This window comes from Halomonas huangheensis (genome assembly GCF_001431725.1).
Taxonomy (GTDB): domain Bacteria; phylum Pseudomonadota; class Gammaproteobacteria; order Pseudomonadales; family Halomonadaceae; genus Halomonas; species Halomonas huangheensis.
In genome coordinates this window covers 1,085,500-1,102,088 of sequence record NZ_CP013106.1, presented here as the reverse complement: position 1 = coordinate 1,102,088, position 16,589 = coordinate 1,085,500, and the positions used below count along the sequence as shown (strand labels likewise).

16 protein-coding genes are annotated in these 16,589 nt (G+C 57.5%); 14 read left to right on the top strand and 2 right to left on the bottom strand.

Features of this window, described 5'->3' with window-relative positions:
• Positions 1-79: 79 nt before the first annotated feature.
• Positions 80-370 carry a hypothetical protein gene (locus tag AR456_RS05025; RefSeq protein ID WP_021820267.1) on the top strand — a complete coding sequence of 97 codons (291 nt, stop codon included), beginning with the start codon at positions 80-82 and terminating at the stop codon, positions 368-370.
• A gap of 286 nt (positions 371-656) precedes the next feature.
• On the opposite strand, the gene AR456_RS05020 is transcribed toward AR456_RS05025, so the two are convergent.
• The gene (locus tag AR456_RS05020) at positions 657-1,691 is read right to left on the bottom strand and encodes a LacI family DNA-binding transcriptional regulator (protein ID WP_021820266.1); all 1,035 of its coding nucleotides are present in this window, start codon (positions 1,689-1,691) and stop codon (positions 657-659) included.
• Between the two features lie 102 nt (positions 1,692-1,793).
• Between AR456_RS05020 and AR456_RS05015 the strand changes: the two genes are divergently transcribed.
• The 8 genes from AR456_RS05015 (at position 1,794) to AR456_RS04980 (ending at position 10,310) form a co-directional block, all read left to right on the top strand.
• Positions 1,794-2,798, top strand: coding sequence for a TRAP transporter substrate-binding protein (locus AR456_RS05015; RefSeq protein WP_021820265.1), 1,005 nt, complete (start codon positions 1,794-1,796; stop codon positions 2,796-2,798).
• Between the two features lie 9 nt (positions 2,799-2,807).
• A complete protein-coding gene (locus tag AR456_RS05010; protein WP_021820264.1) occupies positions 2,808-3,305 on the top strand; it encodes a TRAP transporter small permease in 498 nt (165 codons plus the stop codon).
• Entirely contained in the window at positions 3,302-4,579 is a 1,278-nt protein-coding gene (locus AR456_RS05005) for a TRAP transporter large permease (RefSeq protein ID WP_021820263.1), read from the top strand. The genes AR456_RS05010 and AR456_RS05005 overlap by 4 nt, the downstream gene beginning before the upstream one ends.
• A gap of 8 nt (positions 4,580-4,587) precedes the next feature.
• Positions 4,588-5,133 carry a VOC family protein gene (locus tag AR456_RS05000; protein WP_021820262.1) on the top strand — a complete coding sequence of 182 codons (546 nt, stop codon included), beginning with the start codon at positions 4,588-4,590 and terminating at the stop codon, positions 5,131-5,133.
• Positions 5,130-6,377 (top strand): RuBisCO large subunit C-terminal-like domain-containing protein, encoded by a 1,248-nt coding sequence (locus AR456_RS04995; RefSeq protein ID WP_021820261.1) that lies wholly within the window; start codon positions 5,130-5,132, stop codon positions 6,375-6,377. Before AR456_RS05000 ends, AR456_RS04995 begins: the two co-directional genes overlap by 4 nt.
• 3 nt (positions 6,378-6,380) lie before the next feature.
• Entirely contained in the window at positions 6,381-7,667 is a 1,287-nt protein-coding gene (locus tag AR456_RS04990; protein WP_021820260.1) for a four-carbon acid sugar kinase family protein, read from the top strand.
• Positions 7,668-8,078: 411 nt separating this feature from the next.
• Positions 8,079-8,369 carry a hypothetical protein gene (locus AR456_RS04985; protein WP_021820259.1) on the top strand — a complete coding sequence of 97 codons (291 nt, stop codon included), beginning with the start codon at positions 8,079-8,081 and terminating at the stop codon, positions 8,367-8,369.
• Between the two features lie 192 nt (positions 8,370-8,561).
• Entirely contained in the window at positions 8,562-10,310 is a 1,749-nt protein-coding gene (locus AR456_RS04980) for a dipeptidase (protein WP_021820258.1), read from the top strand.
• Positions 10,311-10,361: 51 nt separating this feature from the next.
• Here the strand turns inward: AR456_RS04980 and AR456_RS04975 are convergent, their stop codons facing one another.
• A complete protein-coding gene (locus tag AR456_RS04975; RefSeq protein ID WP_021820257.1) occupies positions 10,362-11,066 on the bottom strand; it encodes a glutathione S-transferase family protein in 705 nt (234 codons plus the stop codon).
• A 110-nt stretch (positions 11,067-11,176) separates the two neighbouring features.
• Between AR456_RS04975 and AR456_RS04970 the strand changes: the two genes are divergently transcribed.
• The 5 genes from AR456_RS04970 (at position 11,177) to AR456_RS04950 (ending at position 16,553) form a co-directional block, all read left to right on the top strand.
• Positions 11,177-11,515 carry a winged helix-turn-helix transcriptional regulator gene (locus AR456_RS04970; protein ID WP_021820256.1) on the top strand — a complete coding sequence of 113 codons (339 nt, stop codon included), beginning with the start codon at positions 11,177-11,179 and terminating at the stop codon, positions 11,513-11,515.
• 35 nt (positions 11,516-11,550) lie between these two features.
• Positions 11,551-11,973, top strand: coding sequence for a GFA family protein (locus AR456_RS04965; RefSeq protein WP_021820255.1), 423 nt, complete (start codon positions 11,551-11,553; stop codon positions 11,971-11,973).
• 851 nt (positions 11,974-12,824) lie between these two features.
• Positions 12,825-14,405 carry an arylsulfatase gene (locus AR456_RS04960; RefSeq protein ID WP_021820253.1) on the top strand — a complete coding sequence of 527 codons (1,581 nt, stop codon included), beginning with the start codon at positions 12,825-12,827 and terminating at the stop codon, positions 14,403-14,405.
• A gap of 196 nt (positions 14,406-14,601) precedes the next feature.
• Positions 14,602-15,576: an HAD family hydrolase gene (locus tag AR456_RS04955; RefSeq protein ID WP_021820252.1), complete on the top strand. Its 975-nt coding sequence runs from the start codon at positions 14,602-14,604 to the stop codon at positions 15,574-15,576.
• Positions 15,573-16,553: an AAA family ATPase gene (locus AR456_RS04950; protein ID WP_021820251.1), complete on the top strand. Its 981-nt coding sequence runs from the start codon at positions 15,573-15,575 to the stop codon at positions 16,551-16,553. The genes AR456_RS04955 and AR456_RS04950 overlap by 4 nt, the downstream gene beginning before the upstream one ends.
• The last annotated feature ends 36 nt before the right edge of the window (positions 16,554-16,589 follow it).

The window sequence follows — 16,589 nt, the reverse complement described above, 5'->3', positions numbered from 1 at the left end:
AAACTTCACTAGAAGTTTCGTTAGTTAGCTAACAAAATACACGGTATCGAATCACTCAAGACACGACGAGGATACCAACATGAAAATCAAACTGATCACCGCTAGCCTGCTGCTCGCTGCGCTGCCCCTTGCTGCCCAGGCTGATCCGGCCACCGAACGTGCCCTGCAACTCAGCGAGCCGCTGTCTGCCAGCACTTCCGGGAATGATGTCTACCAGATGCCGACTGACGTTCTGTCCCATGTCATTGCCGATGGCAGCAGCACTGCAATGGCCAAAGCACGGCTCAATCTCTACGCTCAGCAGCAGGGAGCCACCAATATCGAGGTAGATGGCGATCCGCTGCAGCTGGCCTGGGATGCTGCCCACTAAGAGTGGTGTCTACAAAATGTCTGCACTTGGCAATACTGTGTTGAAATTTCGCTCAAAATGCTCATTTACTCTGTGTAAACTGCGCTTTTTCGCTCAATTTCGCCTTGTCTTGCCTTCGTTCGCCGGTTTTGTAAACACCCTCTAAGGACACACTGATTAAAGGCCCGCAACCTCGACTGTGAGAAATCATGGTCAGGGTTGCGGGCCTTTTTGTATGGGTCAGAAAAGCATCAACCTCGATTCCACCACCCACGGCAATCCGGTCAGCTACCGTCAGGGGTGCCTCCTAACCTCGATGCGGGATGGCGGGAAGGTTTTCGGAGAAGTAGATCTCCATGGCAACCGGCTCCATGTCGATGTGTTCACTGGTTGCCACATCGATCGCACGTGAATAGATCTGGTCAGGGCTTTGTGTAATGACGGTGTCCATCGTGCCTTCGATCAGCATGGCCCGCGTATCCGGCGTCAGCCCATGGCCAATGAAGCTGATATCTCGCTCTCGGCCAGACTCTCGCAATGCTCGCCCGATACCATCCGAGGAGCCACCCACATTGTAGATGCCGACGATATCGGGGTGCTTCTCCAGCAAACAGCAGGTGTTCTGGTAGTTTTCATCACGATTGTCATGGCCTTCATGCGGGCCTATCACGCTCAGGTGGGGAAAGCTCTCTTCCATCAGTGACAGAAAGCCCATCTCACGCTCCATATGCGCGCGATACGCGCGGCTCGCCGCGATAAGCATCAACTTTCCCGAGTTCACGCGACAGAAGCGGCCCATGATCTGCGCAGCGGTGCGCCCTGCCGCGAAGTTGTCGATTCCCAGGTATGCGTGCCGGTTCGAGCCGGGTAGATCGGAGATGATGGTGATGACGCGCTTGCCCGCCATGACCAGTTCATCAGAGGCCTGCTTCACACGGGGGTGATCAATCGCCATGAACACCACGGCATCTGATGTCTTTCCATATCGCCTCAGCGCCTGCGCCAATGCCTCCGGATCAAAACTCTTGATGAAGTGACTTCTCACTTTTATCGGCCCAGGCGAGTGCGCTGCCAGCTCACGCACGCGGCTGTTCAGCCCCACCAGGTAGGGATTGGTTCCCTGGGGCAGCAGAAAGACGATCCGGGCAACCTTCGGACCCATGCGCCGCTCCAGCTCCTGCTGATCCATATAGCCAACTCGCACCGCTGCCTCCAGCACGCGGCGCAATGTGGCTTCCCGAACTCCTGCTCGGCGATTCAGTACCCGATCCACGGTGGCCGTCGACACATTCGCGGCAGCGGCAATATCCGGTATCAGGGGACGCTTTACATCAAATTCCATCAAAAATACCTCATTGCCCCTTGCAGAGACCTTCCCTACTCTTGGTTACCGTAGAGCAGTATTTCCGAGAAACAAATAAAAAAACATCATCAGGAGTACGTCATGCTGAGCAACGTCTGCAAGATCGGCTGCCTGGCAGCGGTCGTCGGCACCTTCACGATGAGTATGGGTTCCGCAGCCGCAGCAGAAGTCACGCTACGCTATGGCCATATGCATACCCCTACCTCGATTGCAGGTATGCAAGCAGAGTGGCTGGCAGAAGCCATCGCCGAGAAGACCAACGGTGAGGTGGAAGTACAGATCTACCCGAACTCGCAACTCGGCAAGCTGCAGGAACTGGCTGAAGGGGTTTCTACCGGATCCATCGCGTTATCCCACAACACTGCGGGAGCCATCGGTTCGCTCTACCCGCCCTTTGCAGCCTTCGACACCCCATACCTGTACCGCGATATCGACCATCTGATGGCTGTCACGGACGTGAACTCTCCGATCATGCAGGAACTCAATGAGGGCCTGATCGAAGCCTCGGGAGTGCGTGTGCTGTATGGCTTCTACTTTGGTACCCGCCACCTGACCGCCGATCGTGAGATCCTGGCTCCGGCAGACCTCGATGGCGTCAAGATTCGCTCGATTCCCTTCCCGATCTACATGGCTACCGTCGAAGGCATGGGCGCGGTCCCGGTTCCTGTCGACTGGTCGGAAGTCCCCACCGCGCTGGCGACCGGTGTTGTCGATGGCCAGGAGAATCCCGTCAATGTGGTCGTCTCCGCGAAGCTCAACGAGATACAGGACTACATGATGCTGACCGGGCATATCAGTGCCGCTCAGATGATCATGATCAACGAGGACAAGTGGCAATCACTGTCTCCTGAGTATCAGCAGGCGATCACCGAGGCAGCGAGCGAAGTTCGCGAACGCGCCACCACCGCCATGCTGGATTCCGAGTCCAGCGACCTCGCTCAATTGCGTGATGCCGGGATGACGATCATTGGTCCCGACGAAAGTCTGGATGTCGACGCCTTCCGCGATAGCGTGCGTGCTCGTATTGCCGAAGAGTTCGATGAGCAATATGGCGAACTGTACGAAAAGATCGCAGCGGTTGAATGAACCATGGACATGGATCATCACAAGTCGCTGGCCGACCGAGCGGTCGGCGGGCTGGCGAGAGCCTGTCTCGCGGTGGCCATGTTGCTACTGGTGCTGGTTGCCGGCTTGATCGTCACTCAGGTGCTGGCACGTAACGTGTTCAGTGTTGGCTTGCCTCGGATCGATGAGGCCGCTCGGCTCGCCGGAATCGCCATGGTCTATTTCACCACCCCAATGCTGCTGAAAATGGGCCAGCATGTGGCGGTCACCATGTTGGTCGAGCGCCTACCGAGATTGGGGCAACGCCTCTGTCTACTGATCGGTGAGCTCGCGATGCTGGGGTTCTGCATGCTCTCGCTGTATGGCTTCTATCGTTTTCTGCTCCGCGCAGGAAGTTTCGCGACGCCGGCGATGGGCATGCCGAACCTCTGGTTCTATATGCCTGCCGTGGTGGGGCTGGTGATTCTCTCCGTCGTCTCCTTCTACCGTCTCTGCAACATCGCCATTGGCCGGGAGGTCACGGAATGACGCTGACCATCGTTCTACTGTTCCTGCTTGGCCTGTTGATCGGAGTGCCGGTGGCTGCCAGCCTCGGCTTATCGGCGGGGTTGGTCATCCTGTTCTATGACCTGCCGGTGACGATTCTGGCGCAGCGGGCCGTCAACACACTCGATAGTACTCCGCTGCTGGCTGTGCCTCTCTTCATTCTCGCGGCCTCACTATTGGGGGCCACAGGGGTCACCACACACCTTTTCGATCTGATGCGAATGCTGGTCGGCCGTGTCCGAGGCGGTATGGCGCATGTCAATGTGCTGGTCAGTCTGATCTTTTCCGGCATGTCGGGAGCCGCACTGGCCGATATCGGTGCCCTCGGCGGCATCCAGATCCGTCAGATGGAGCAACAGGGCTATGGCCGCCGCTTCGCTGCCGGCATCACTATCGCCGCGGCAACCATTGGCCCGATCTTCCCTCCTTCCATACCGTTGATCATCTTTGCCACTGCGGCCGAGGTCTCCACTATTCGCGCCCTGCTGGCAGGTGTACTGCCTGCTCTGCTGATCGCCGCGGCGCTGATGCTGCAGATTGCCTTGATGGCGCGCCGCCAGAACCTGCCCCGTGATGACGTTCGTCCCAGCTTATCGGCCATCCAGCGCAAGGCATGGATTTCATTGCCAGCCATGCTGGCACCGGTACTGCTCGTCGGCGGCATGATGAGCGGTATCTTCGGTCCCACCGAAGCGGCTGGAGTGATGGTGGCCTACGCGGTTCTCATCGGTGTGCTGGTCTATCGCTCACTGAGCATGCGCTCATTTATCGGCTGCACTCGCGAGACCGTGCTGGCCACTGCCAATGTGTTGTTCGTGGTAGCCGCTGCATCGCTCTTTGCCTGGGTGCTGACGATGGATCGCGTACCAGCAAGGGCCGGTGCCTGGCTGCTCGAGGTCTCCGACAACCCCCTGGTTCTGCTGTTGATTCTGAACCTGCTGCTGTTGGTCGTGGGCATGTTTCTGGAGGCCATCGTCGCCATTCTGATCATTGCTCCCATCGTCACGCCAGCGCTGCTGCAGGCCGGTGTGCCGCCCGAACAATTGGGAGTGGTGTTCGTGTTGAACCTGATGTTGGGTCTGCTGACGCCTCCAGTGGGGATGAGCCTGTATATGGTGTCCATCATCACCAGAATGCCACTCTCCTCGGTGATTCGCGGTGTCGCTCCTTTCTATCTGTCCCTTTTCGCAGCTCTGGCGCTGGTAACACTCGTCCCCGCCCTGTCCACCTGGCTGCCCAACCTGGTAATGAATTGAGGTCTCTGATGAGCAAACATCTCGGCGCGATCCGCCAACTCGGCTATGTGGTAACAGATATCGAGGAAGCGATGGACTACTGGTCAAGAGTCATGGGAGTCGGCCCCTTTTTCTATAATCCTCGCGTTCCCATCGAAAACTATACCTACGAAGGCCAGCACCATGACGTGCACAACTCGGTGGCACTGGCCAATTCGGGGTTTATTCAGGTAGAACTCATTCAGACCCGCAACGATGCCCCTTCAATGTACCGGGACTTTCTGCAAGCAGGCCGGACAGGGCTGCAGCATGTCGCGTTCTGGACCGAAGACTACGATGCCGAACTCGCGAAGATGCAAGCCCAGGGGTTCCGCATCAAGATGAGCGGAGAGGTGGGCAGGAACGGACGTTTTGCCTACTTCGATCGTGAGTACCATCCCGGCACGGTGATTGAGCTCTCCGAGGTGCTCGGGCCAAAAGGACGCATGTTCCGATTGATTCGCGAAGCCTCCGAAGACTGGGATGGCAGCGATCCGGTTCGACCCTTTCCCTCGCTTTCCGAGGACAACGCATGATCCGCGCCTCCTACCTGATGGAAACTCCGCTTGATCCCCAGGCGGTAGCGGAGATGATGGCCGGCGAGCAAAGCTCGGGCACCTTCGTCCGGGTCGCCGGTGAGACTGACGCCCTGAGAGCACGCTACAGTGCTCGGGTTGCCGAGGTGACGATACTCGAGGAACGCGAATGCCCCACTCTCCCCAGTGCCTACCTCGATCGTAAGGCTGTCTCTGGCCCGTGGCGCCGTGTTGCGGTAGAGATCGACTATCCCGAGGACAATGTCGGGGTCAATCTAGCCAACCTGGCGGCAACCGTTGCCGGGAATCTCTTCGACCTCGGCGAGGTAACGGGGCTGCGACTCAACCGGCTTGCCTTGCGCCCTGAGTATCGCGATTGCTACGCCCTGCCGAGTCAGGGCATTGCCGGTACACGCGCAACGCTGGGAGTCTCTGGCCGCCCGCTCTTCGGCACCATCCTCAAGCCCAATATCGGGCTTTCCCCCGCGCAGACTGCCGATCTGGTCGATCAGCTCTGCAGGGCCGGTGTCGACTTCATCAAGGATGACGAGATCGCCGGCAACCATCCGCACTCCCCGGTCCGAGAGCGGATCAGCGCGGTCATGGACCGCGTGCGCCGTTGGCGCGAGCAGAGCGGTCGGGACGTAATGGTGGCGTTCAATATCAGCGATGAAGTGGATGCCATGCGTGGCCATGCGGAACACGTCGAAGCCGAAGGCGGTAACTGCGTGATGGCCAGCCTCAACTGGTGTGGCCTTGCAGCGATACAAAGCCTGCGGGCATCGACTCCGCTGGCGATCCACGGCCACCGCAACGGCTTTGGCGCCTTTTCCCGTCATGAAGCTCTGGGTATCGGCATGCACGCCTACCAGGCTCTCTACCGGTTGGCAGGCATCGACCACCTGCATGTACACGGGATGGGTGGGAAGTTCGCCGACCAGACGGAAGAGGTCGCGGAAGCTGCCAGGCTCGCACTGCAGCCCCTCGGCCAGACGGATGATCGCGTGATGCCGGTGTTTTCCTCGGGCCAATGGGCCGGAACGCTACCACAGACATTGGAGGAGATTGGCAACGCGGACATCATGTTCCTGGCAGGAGGCGGCATTCTTGCCCATCCCGACGGCCCCGCGGCGGGGGTCAGAAGCTTGCGTGATGCATGGGATGCCATTCAGGCGAACGAACCACTGGATGCCCCTGGCCGCCCCGCGCTGGCGACTGCGCTCGATTTCTTCGGAGGGCGTTGAAGCATGCGATACGTATTCGTGGCGGACGACTTTACCGGCGCATCCGATACGCTGGCGACACTCAGTCGTGCGGGGCTCAAGACGCGCCTCTATCTGGAGCCCCCCAGTGTCGAGGAAGTGCAGGACATCGAGGCATTCGGCATCGCCACCGCAGGGCGCAGCATGGAACAGCGGGAATTGTTCGTCTTGATGCACAGCATCGCCGAGGCTCTGGTCGACCACGCGCCAGCCATCATTCATCTGAAGGTCTGCTCAACCTTCGACAGCAGTGAAACGGTTGGCAATATCGCCACCGCCATGCAAGCGCTGAGTGCTGTGTTGAAGCCAGCTACAACGATCATCCTCGGCGGCCAACCCAGCCTTGGTCGCTACTGCCTGTTCGGCAATCTCTTTGCCAGAGGACCAGACGGACAAACCCATCGCATCGACCGTCATCCCGTCATGCGCCACCACCCGGTCACGCCGATGCGAGAAGCGGATCTGCGCCAACATTTCGCTCAGTTGGGGCTTCCCGGCCTGACGCTACTCGACCGCCCCACCCTACATAGCAATACCCCACTTCCCGCAAGCCCCATGCTCATCGATGTACTGGATAACAGTGACCTCACGGCAATCAAGCATCGGCTGAACAGCACCGCCACGCCCCAACTCTGGGTTGGACCCAGCAGCGTCGCTGAGGCACAGTATGCCGACAGGCCACCACCATCGCCTGCCGAACAGCCATCTTCCGAGCCTCAATCTTTCGAGCTGCTATCTTCCGCCACCTCAGCTCCCGAGGGATTGCCCGGGCCACTGCTGGTGTTTGCCGGTAGCCGCTCGTCAATGACTGCCGCCCAGGTCACAGCGGCTGACGACTTCACCACAATATCGCTTTCAGCCGCCTCGCTGGCGGATGATGGTGACGGCCCGCATCAACCGATTCATCAAGCGCTGGCGGCGGGCAACGACGTTCTTGCGGTGTTGGAGGAAGAGCGTGAACACGGGCTGACAGCAGCAGATGTGGCACATCATTCGGCCAGGTTACTCGCCAGTATCGTCGCCGACGAAGTCGTCGGTACGTTATTGATCGCAGGAGGCGATACATCCAGCTACGCCATTCGCACACTTGCCCCGCGCAGTATCGACTACACCGGGCAATTGGCGCCTGGCGTAGCCCTGTGCTGCGCGAACTACGCCAATGGTAAACGCCTACCGATCATCATGAAGGGCGGGCAAATGGGGGAGCACGACCTGTTCAACCAGGTCCGGTCCATGACTCGAGCACAACCAAGCCGCCAGCGTATATCTTGACGGCCTCATGACAGAGGGCAGGTCATCAGGAATGGCAACGAAGCGGCCACCTTCGATCGATATTGAGTCGAGTCAGGGAAACACTGATCAAATGCCTGCACGGCACAATCGCCGCATTATGCGAAGCTCACTGACGCCCTCGGCAAGAGCCTGCTCAAGTGAAGGTTGGATTGCCTGACACGCACCGCTCTGGACACTGAACAGGTCTCGAACCCTCTGATAGCCCCGCCACACGCAGGGTTTGCTGTTATTCCCCCCTCTCTCGCAAGGCAGTCGAACTGCATGTAACTGGCGCGTGTTGCCAGACACATCGTCTGTATCGATCGGTTTGATTAATATATTTCACTGGAATTACAGTTAGCTTGCTAATAATATAGACGGTATCGAATCACGCAAGACGAGGATGCCAACATGAAAATCAAACTGATCACCGCCAGCCTCCTGCTCGCCGCCCTGCCCCTCGCTGCTCAGGCCGATCCGGCCACCGAGGGTGCCTTGCAACTCAGCGAGCCGCTGTCTGCCAGAAGCCAGGCGAACGAAGTCAGCCAGATGCCGACCGACGTTCTTTCTCATGTCATCGCCGAAGGCAACAGCACTGCGATGGCCAAGGCTCGCCTCAACCTCTATGCTCAGCAGCAGGACGCCACCAGCATCGACGTTGATGGCAACCCACTGCAACTGGCCTGGGATGCTGCTCACTAAGCATCTCCTCTGCCAGACGAAAAAAGGCTCCCGATTGGGGGCCTTTTTCTTGCGAAGAATAACGCCATTGTCGCTCGCGAAGGCAGAGCTGAAATGGCCCATGGTGTCCCAAAGGAGCATGTCACCCGCACCCATTCCCGGTTTACAGTATCAAGGCAATTCTCATGAACTTGATCACGGAAGGACACGGTCATGAATACCCCTGCAACACTACTGACCTCTGCGCTCATTACCCTGAGCCTGACGGGGCCGGTATACGCCTCCAATGAGCACGCTTCCACCGAAGCGGGCACGCTCAAGCATGACGAAATCCTCACTATCCTCGAGGAACATGCCAGAGAGGTTCCTTCGAACTTCAATGACTTCCTGCAGCAGATCAGTGAAGAAAGTGAAGATTCCGCCCTGCAGTCTGCCATTACTGGTTACCTGAACGGTGAGGCGCTCGAAGGCAACGATTTCACCAATCTCTACCGCCTGCTGGGTATCTATACTCGGCTCCACTACGGCGACGATGTCATTGCCCTGCTCGGCGAGATGGTCGCCATTCCCACTGCCAAAAGCGGTGACACGCCACAGCACGAGAACCCGGGCATCATTGAGTTCGGCGAGCTGATCAAAGCCAAGGCCGAGGAGTTCGGTCTGCAATTCCGTAACGTCGACAATCGAGTCCTTGTGGTGGAACTGCCGGGTAGTACAGAAGAAGACTTCGGCATCCTGACCCACGGCGATACCGTACCGGCTGCTGATAGTTGGACGCTGGACGATGGCACCGAGCTCAATCCGCTCGAGATGACACTCAAGGATGGGCGTCTGTATGGTCGCGGGACCGAGGATGACAAGGCCTCGATTGCGGCGGCTCTGTATGCAATGAAGACCATTCGCGAAAATGACGTGCCTCTGCAGCGCACCATTCGCCTGATGATTGAAACCACCGAGGAAACCGGTGGCGAGGGCTTCGCCTACTACCAGCAAGACAATGAGCTGCCGGCCTACAACATCGTGCTCGATAGCGGTTATCCCGCAGTGATCGCGGAGAACGGTTTCGGCACTATCGACACCTACTTCCCACGTGTCGAAGCCACCAGCGAAGGCCCCGAGATAGTGGATGTCACCGGAGGGCTGGCCAGCAACCAGATCCCCGAAACGTCGGTTGCCACTATAGAAGCCGATGATCCCGAGGCGCTGAGTACAACCCTTCGCGCTGAAGGTGAAGCCTATGCCGAGGCCAATGGCGGTGATTTCCAGGTGACGTCCGAAGTCGAGGGCGATCAGGTGCTGCTGACAGTCAGCGGCAAGTCCGCTCACTCCTCGAAGCCAGATTCCGGCCTCAATCCGGTGCCACGTATGGCAGGTTTGCTGGCCGAATCCGAGGTTCCGTTCCGCGACAACCACTACACCGCGGCGATGCGTTATCTAAATGATAACTTCGGGCTGGATTACCACGGTGAGAAGCTTGGCGTAGCCTACCAGCACGACTTCATGGGTCCGCTGTTGATCTCGCCGACCCTGCTCGAATTGACCGACGAGCAACTGCATATCGCCGTCAACGTGAGAGCACCGGCAGGTGAGCGCTCACCGGAGGAATTAGCCGCCGAGATCAGTGACCGCCTGAACGCCTATGGCGAGGAACAGGGCACCGACATGCAAGTCGAAGCGGCAATTCGTGACTGGATGCTGCGCGATCCTCAGGGGGCCTGGCTGCAGACCCTACTGAACATCTTCGGCGACACTACCGGCTTGCCTGCCGACCCGGTCTCCTCAGCGGGAAGCACTACCGCCAAGCTACTGCCCAACGCCATCAACTTCGGCCCCTCCATGCCAGGCGAGCCCTACACCGGGCATACCTCTGAGGAGTTCAAGAAGGTCGATAACCTGATGCTCGATATCCAGATGTTCACCGAGATGTTTGCCCGTATCGGCAATCAACCTCAGTTGGATTGAGCCTCTGCCTGAGCACCGCCCGGCACGATTGCCGGGCGGTGTTGATGGTCCTCAATTGCCGTAGCGTTCGATCACCTCGCTGAGTGCGACATGTCCGACGCAGGCTCCCGTTCCCGAAGGTAATTGTCCGTTCTCCAGTGCGATTGCATAGTTCACGGCGGGCTCAGCCTCCAGGCGCTGGCGAAGAGCCGCCAGTTCTGGCCACCGCTTGCGATCCGCAACATCGTGAAACTCGAGCCAGCGGGCAATACCAATCAAGAGCGCATCCGCGAGTGTCGGCCGCTCTCCGACCAGAAAGTCGCTGTCGCCAATCATCGCTTCGAGTTTGTCATGCCGCATGATGACCTGCTCACGCCCCCATTCCCGCAACATCGTCTGCATACGAGGGTTCGGCGGCTCCATCTCGAGGGCCACCCACAGCGGCCCGAATGCCGCGGTAAACCCGGTATTCACGAATCCCATCAATTGGTGCATACGATCAGCTTGTGGCGATCGGGGATCGAAACTTATCCGACGTTCGACGTCCCGAGCCTCCAACCAGGCCGCAATCGCCATGGTTTCACTCAACACCTGGTCTTCATCTGTAATGAAGGCTGGCGTTTCATGCCGTGGATTGATCCGAGCGTAGGATGGCTCACGCATCTCACCCAGCATGTCAACGCGACACAAGCGATATGGCTTGCCCATCCATTCCAGTGCCGCCACAAGTCCCATTGAGCTTCCGGAGGGGAAGCCATAAAGTAGAATCGGTTCCATCAGTCCAGTCTCCCGGTCTTTTCAGGTTTAAGTGCTGCGCAGCTGGGTCAGACTCTACTCGCCTGTTTTCCCGTGTAAATTACGCACTTTTTTGTAACCAGGAGTTGTCGATGAAAGATCTGGTCTCTCGCTGTCCTATTGAGGAAATCATGCAAGTGCTGAGCGGTCGCTGGCCTACGTTATTGATCTATTACCTGAAGGAAGGCACGAAACGCTTTGCTGATCTTCGCCGGGATAACCCCACCATTTCGCATCGGATGCTGACTTTGGAGCTCCGCAAGTTACAGGAGTCCGGCATTGTCGAACGCACGGAGTTCGAAGGTTATCCATTACGCGTCGAATACCATCTGACTCCTGCCGGACATAGCCTGGTACCGCTGATCGACGCACTGGGAGACTGGTGGGAAACCCACACCAGCGAAGAAGCAGAAATGGAAGAGGCTCATTGACCATTCCGATCGCTTGATTCGAGAGGAGATGCAACATGGACCAATTCACAGGCGGTTGTCTCTGCGGCAAGGTCCGAGTTGTGGCCTCAGGGCTCCCCTACCGAGTCGGCCTTTGTCACTGTCTCGACTGCCGCAAACATCATGGAGCTCTGTTCTATGCCGCCGCAGTGTTCCCACTGGATGCGGTGAAAGTCGAAGGTGAAACACGCGACTACGCTGGCAGATTCTTTTGTCCTCGCTGTGGCTCATCCGTTTTCGCGCGCACCGCAGACGAAATTGAAGTGCACCTGGGTGCTCTGGACAGCCCTGACCAACTGATGCCGAGCTATGAAAGCTGGACCACCCGTCGCGAGTCCTGGTTACCTTCGTTTCCACTTGTCGGACACTACCCACGTGACCGTGATGCCACGGGACGCGGTGAAGGGGACGAGATGATCCACAATAACCAAGGCGACTGAGCCGACCGGAAGCCCCAGGTACTCAACAAGCAGTCTTCTAAGCCCAGGGCAACTCTCGTGCCTTTCCTGCAAGCAACTCAGACGAGCTACGTCTAAACTCAAACAATTTCTAAATGATAGTTAGGCCACTCAGGTAAGGAATCTCCTACGCTTATCTTCTGGGCTCTGGATACCGACATGGCCGTCATATGCGCGCCTTGTTCACCAAGGCACATGAATCAACACAGGAGGGAAGCTGCTACCGTATGTCCATCATCAATATAACCGTCAGGACAACGCGTGCTTTCGGTGGTAGCCATGTGAAACCCGCCGCTGACCTGACCATCCTCGCCACCGATAGCTTCGAGCATCCCGAGCGCCCCATTGCCATGGAGCTTTCAAAAGGCTGTCTCGGTCATGTTTACGCCCATATCTTGCCGCGACGTACTCCAATACATCACGAAAAGTATACGCAACGAAGCGTTACGTATATGGGAAACATGGCACAGGTGACGACTCATGATTTACGGGAAACACCTCATTCCCGGCATTTAAATTATACTAAGAACCTACCAAAAATTGGCAAAATCCGAAGGCACTCAAGATCTATCAGCACCGGATAGCCAGTCATTACTGACGTTGCGCTGCACAAGAAAAAAAAAGCCATACTTATCAAGGATAAAAATAGAAGATACACGGGCAGTGTGCATCTAAAACTTGTTGCCTCTGCGAGGCTAACTATACTCATGGACGAGGCAATGCAGCTATTGGCTGCATAACTGGTGCACTTCGTTTGACTGCATCCTTTCAGGGAGATTCTCGTGAACCATTCCAACCCTTTCCCCAAAATCCTGACCAGTTGGCCAGGATATATGGCAGCCACATTAGCGCTAACCATTTCGTCGGCGCCCGCGTTCGCTCAAGATAGCAACTCTTCTACAGCAACCGATACCAATCAAGATAGCGGAAAGCCCAATATTCTGGTGCTGTGGGGGGACGATATCGGTCAATCCAATATCTCCGCCTATACCCGAGGAATGATGGGCTACCATACGCCCAACATCGATAGCATCGCCGAGGAAGGCATGATGTTCACCGACTACTACGGTGAGCAATCATGTACTGCAGGCCGCTCATCGTTCATCACTGGCCAAAGTGTCTTCCGTACCGGTCTGTCCAAGGTCGGCATGCCCGGCGCGGAGCAAGGGATCAACGTCGAAGACCCAACCATTGCAACCGTGCTCAAGGAACAGGGGTACGCTACCGGCCAGTTCGGCAAGAATCACCTGGGTGACCGCGACGAGCATCTACCGACCAACCATGGTTTCGATGAGTTCTTCGGTAACCTCTATCACCTCAACGCCGAGGAAGAACCAGAATTACCGGATTATCCCGGCGACATGGTGCTGGCTGACGGACGTACCTTCCGCGAAGCCTATGGCCCGCGCGGTGTCATCCACTCCACTGCCGATGGCGAGATCGAGGACACCGGGCCCCTGACCCGCAAGCGCATGGAAACCATTGATGATGAGAGCTCCGCCGCGGCGCTCGACTTTATCGATCGCAAGACCGCAGAAGGCACTCCGTGGTTCGTATGGTGGAATGCCACTCGCATGCACTTCCGCACCCACGTCAAGGATGAACTGCGCGGCATTTCCGGCCAGAACGAATATTCTGATGGCATGGTCGAACACGACCGCCACGTCGGCCTGTTCCTCGACAAACTGGAAGAACTGGATATCGCCGACAACACCATCCTGTTCTATTCCACCGACAACGGCCCGCATATGAACAGCTGGCCGGACGCTGGTATGACGCCGTTCCGCGGTGAGAAGAATACCAACTGGGAAGGTGGCTGGCGTGTGCCTGCCATGGTGCGTTGGCCCGGCCACATCGAAGCCGACAGCGTTTCCAACGATATCATGCACCATATGGACTGGTTGCCGACTCTGGCCGCCATTGGTGGTGACGAGAGCATCAAGGACGAGCTACTGGACGGTACGTCATTGAATGGTCGCGACTATCGTGTCCACCTCGATGGCTATAACTTCCTGCCTTACCTGACCGGCGAGGCCGAGGAAGCACCGCGCCATGAGGTCTTCTACTTCTCCGATGACGGCGACCTGACTGCATTACGCTACGATGACTGGAAGATTGTGTTCATGGAGCAGCGTGCCAAGGGTACCCTGAAACTCTGGGCCAACCCCTTCACCCCGCTGCGTGTCCCGCTGATCTTCAACCTACGTCGCGACCCGTATGAGCGCGCGCAGATCACATCCAACACTTACTATGACTGGTTGTTGGATCACGTCTTCCTGCTGGTGCCAGCACAAGCGTACGTAGGTAATTTCCTCGAGACCTTCAAGGAATATCCACCACGTATGAAGGCAGCAAGCTTCAGCCTGGATCGCGTGATGGAAACGCTCTCAGAGCCCGTTTCTGGATCACAGTAAGCCCAAGTGATCAGGCCGCCCCCTGAGGGCGGCCTGATCTATTTTCACCGAAGCCCCATGTTGCTCACCAATTTTTCACCAGGCAGCTTTACACTAAGTAGCTATTCACCGAATAGTTACTCACCAGGAAGCTATTCACCAAGCAGTTATTCACTAACCCACGGTCAATCGCACAGCAATTTGAGGATGCAAGCTCATGAAACGCCTGTCCTGTGTCGTGCTCGCCATTGTCGGCTCCAGCCTGGCTGCCAGCGCTCTCGCCGATCCGCTGCCCTCCTGGAACGAAGGCGACAACAAGTCTGTGATCATCAGTTTTGTCGAAGACACCACCGACCCCAGCAGCGATGAGTTTGTTCCCGAGGCTCAACGTATCGCGGTATTCGACAATGACGGCACCCTGTGGTCCGAGCAACCGATGTACTTCCAGCTCAGTTATGCGCTTGAGCGTGCTGCATCAGCAGACGAGGAAAAGCTCGACACTCCTGCAAAAAAGGCGGCTGCAGAGGGAGACCTCGAGGCAGTAATGGCAGCGGGAATGGATGGACTGGCCGAGGTACTGGCCATCTCCCACGCGGATATCAGCGTGGATGATTTCCAGGAAGATGTCAGTGAATGGCTGGAGAGTGCCACTCATCCAGACACCGGCCGCTTCTATACCGACATGGTCTATCAGCCGATGCTCGAACTGCTGAGTTATCTGCGTGATGAAGGCTATGAGACCTATATCGTTTCCGGAGGAGGCGTAGACTTCATGCGCACCTTCGCCAGCAAAACCTACGGCATTCCGCCGCAGAATATCATCGGCACCCAGGGCGAAATCGAGGTCACCGACGATGATGGCGAACTGGAGCTTATCAAGCGCTCGGGTATCGCGTTCGTTGATGATGGTAACGGAAAGCCGATTGCCATCCAGCGCCACATTGGCCAGCGCCCGATCATCGCCGTAGGCAACTCCGATGGCGATGTGCCGATGCTGCGCTACACCACTGAGAGCGATGGCCCACGTCTCGGCATTTTACTTCACCATACCGATGGTGAGCGAGAATACGCCTATGACAGCGATAGCTCCTTCGGGCACCTTGAACAGGGCCTTGAACAGGCTGAAACCGATGACTGGACGCTGATCAACATGGCCGAGGATTGGCGCACCGTGTATCCGGAGTCCCCATGAGCATCCGTGACGACATTGCTGCGCTCGAAGCCTCGATTGGCGAATCGATCGTAGGACAACGAGAGGTCATCCGTCAGTTGATGATTGGCCTGCTGGCGAATGGCAACCTGCTGCTGGAGGGGATGCCGGGACTGGCCAAGACTCGTGCGATCAAGGCCATGTCGCGTCACCTGGAGGCGGATTTCAGTCGTATCCAGTTCACTCCCGACCTGCTGCCTTCCGATGTCACCGGTAGCGAGATCTACCACCAGAGTGAGTCGGAGTCGGTATTCCGTTTCAATCCCGGACCACTGTTTGCCAACCTGGTGCTGGCCGATGAAATCAACCGCGCACCAGCCAAGGTGCAGTCAGCTCTGCTTGAGGCCATGGAAGAGCGGCAGGTGACCGTTGCCGGCACGACGCACCCCATGCCTGATCTTTTCATGGTACTGGCAACCCAGAACCCCATCGAACAGGAAGGCACCTACCCGCTGCCGGAAGCACAGCTCGACCGCTTCCTGATGCACATTTTGATCACCTACCCGAGCGTGGAAGATGAAGTCGAGGTGATTCGCCTGGTAAGACGCGAGGAAGCGGCAGCCCAGCATCGCGATGAGCCAAAACCGGAGCCGCTGAAGGTTTCGCAGCAATCAATCTTCGACGCTCGCCGTGAAATTGCCGAACTGCACGTAGCAGAACCCGTTGAGCGCTACATTGCCGACCTGATCAACGCAACGCGTTATCCGCAGCAGTTGTCCGAGGACCTGGCCCGCTGGCTGGAATTGGGCGCCAGCCCACGCGCCAGCCTCGCCCTGGACCGCTGCGGCCGGACCCATGCCTGGCTGTCAGGGCGCGACTATGTCGACCCGGAAGATATTCAGGCCGTGGCTCATGACGTACTGCGTCACCGGCTTGGTCTGAGCTTTGAGGCTCAAGGTGAGGGGATCAGCGCTGATAAGGTCATCGAAGAACTGCTCAGTCAGATTGCCGTCCCCTGACATGTCAGTCCGGAGAAGAACGGCTCTGAAGGAGCA

Excerpts from the sequence above, each read along its gene's own strand:
- AR456_RS05025 (WP_021820267.1), top strand. The coding sequence starts at position 80 with ATGAAAATCAAACTGATCACCGCTAGCCTGCTGCTCGCTGCGCTGCCC.
- AR456_RS05020 (WP_021820266.1), bottom strand. The coding sequence starts at position 1,691 with ATGGAATTTGATGTAAAGCGTCCCCTGATACCGGATATTGCCGCTGCC.
- AR456_RS05015 (WP_021820265.1), top strand. The coding sequence starts at position 1,794 with ATGCTGAGCAACGTCTGCAAGATCGGCTGCCTGGCAGCGGTCGTCGGC.
- AR456_RS05010 (WP_021820264.1), top strand. The coding sequence starts at position 2,808 with ATGGATCATCACAAGTCGCTGGCCGACCGAGCGGTCGGCGGGCTGGCG.
- AR456_RS05005 (WP_021820263.1), top strand. The coding sequence starts at position 3,302 with ATGACGCTGACCATCGTTCTACTGTTCCTGCTTGGCCTGTTGATCGGA.
- AR456_RS05000 (WP_021820262.1), top strand. The coding sequence starts at position 4,588 with ATGAGCAAACATCTCGGCGCGATCCGCCAACTCGGCTATGTGGTAACA.
- AR456_RS04995 (WP_021820261.1), top strand. The coding sequence starts at position 5,130 with ATGATCCGCGCCTCCTACCTGATGGAAACTCCGCTTGATCCCCAGGCG.
- AR456_RS04990 (WP_021820260.1), top strand. The coding sequence starts at position 6,381 with ATGCGATACGTATTCGTGGCGGACGACTTTACCGGCGCATCCGATACG.
- AR456_RS04985 (WP_021820259.1), top strand. The coding sequence starts at position 8,079 with ATGAAAATCAAACTGATCACCGCCAGCCTCCTGCTCGCCGCCCTGCCC.
- AR456_RS04980 (WP_021820258.1), top strand. The coding sequence starts at position 8,562 with ATGAATACCCCTGCAACACTACTGACCTCTGCGCTCATTACCCTGAGC.
- AR456_RS04975 (WP_021820257.1), bottom strand. The coding sequence starts at position 11,066 with ATGGAACCGATTCTACTTTATGGCTTCCCCTCCGGAAGCTCAATGGGA.
- AR456_RS04970 (WP_021820256.1), top strand. The coding sequence starts at position 11,177 with ATGAAAGATCTGGTCTCTCGCTGTCCTATTGAGGAAATCATGCAAGTG.
- AR456_RS04965 (WP_021820255.1), top strand. The coding sequence starts at position 11,551 with ATGGACCAATTCACAGGCGGTTGTCTCTGCGGCAAGGTCCGAGTTGTG.
- AR456_RS04960 (WP_021820253.1), top strand. The coding sequence starts at position 12,825 with ATGGCAGCCACATTAGCGCTAACCATTTCGTCGGCGCCCGCGTTCGCT.
- AR456_RS04955 (WP_021820252.1), top strand. The coding sequence starts at position 14,602 with ATGAAACGCCTGTCCTGTGTCGTGCTCGCCATTGTCGGCTCCAGCCTG.
- AR456_RS04950 (WP_021820251.1), top strand. The coding sequence starts at position 15,573 with ATGAGCATCCGTGACGACATTGCTGCGCTCGAAGCCTCGATTGGCGAA.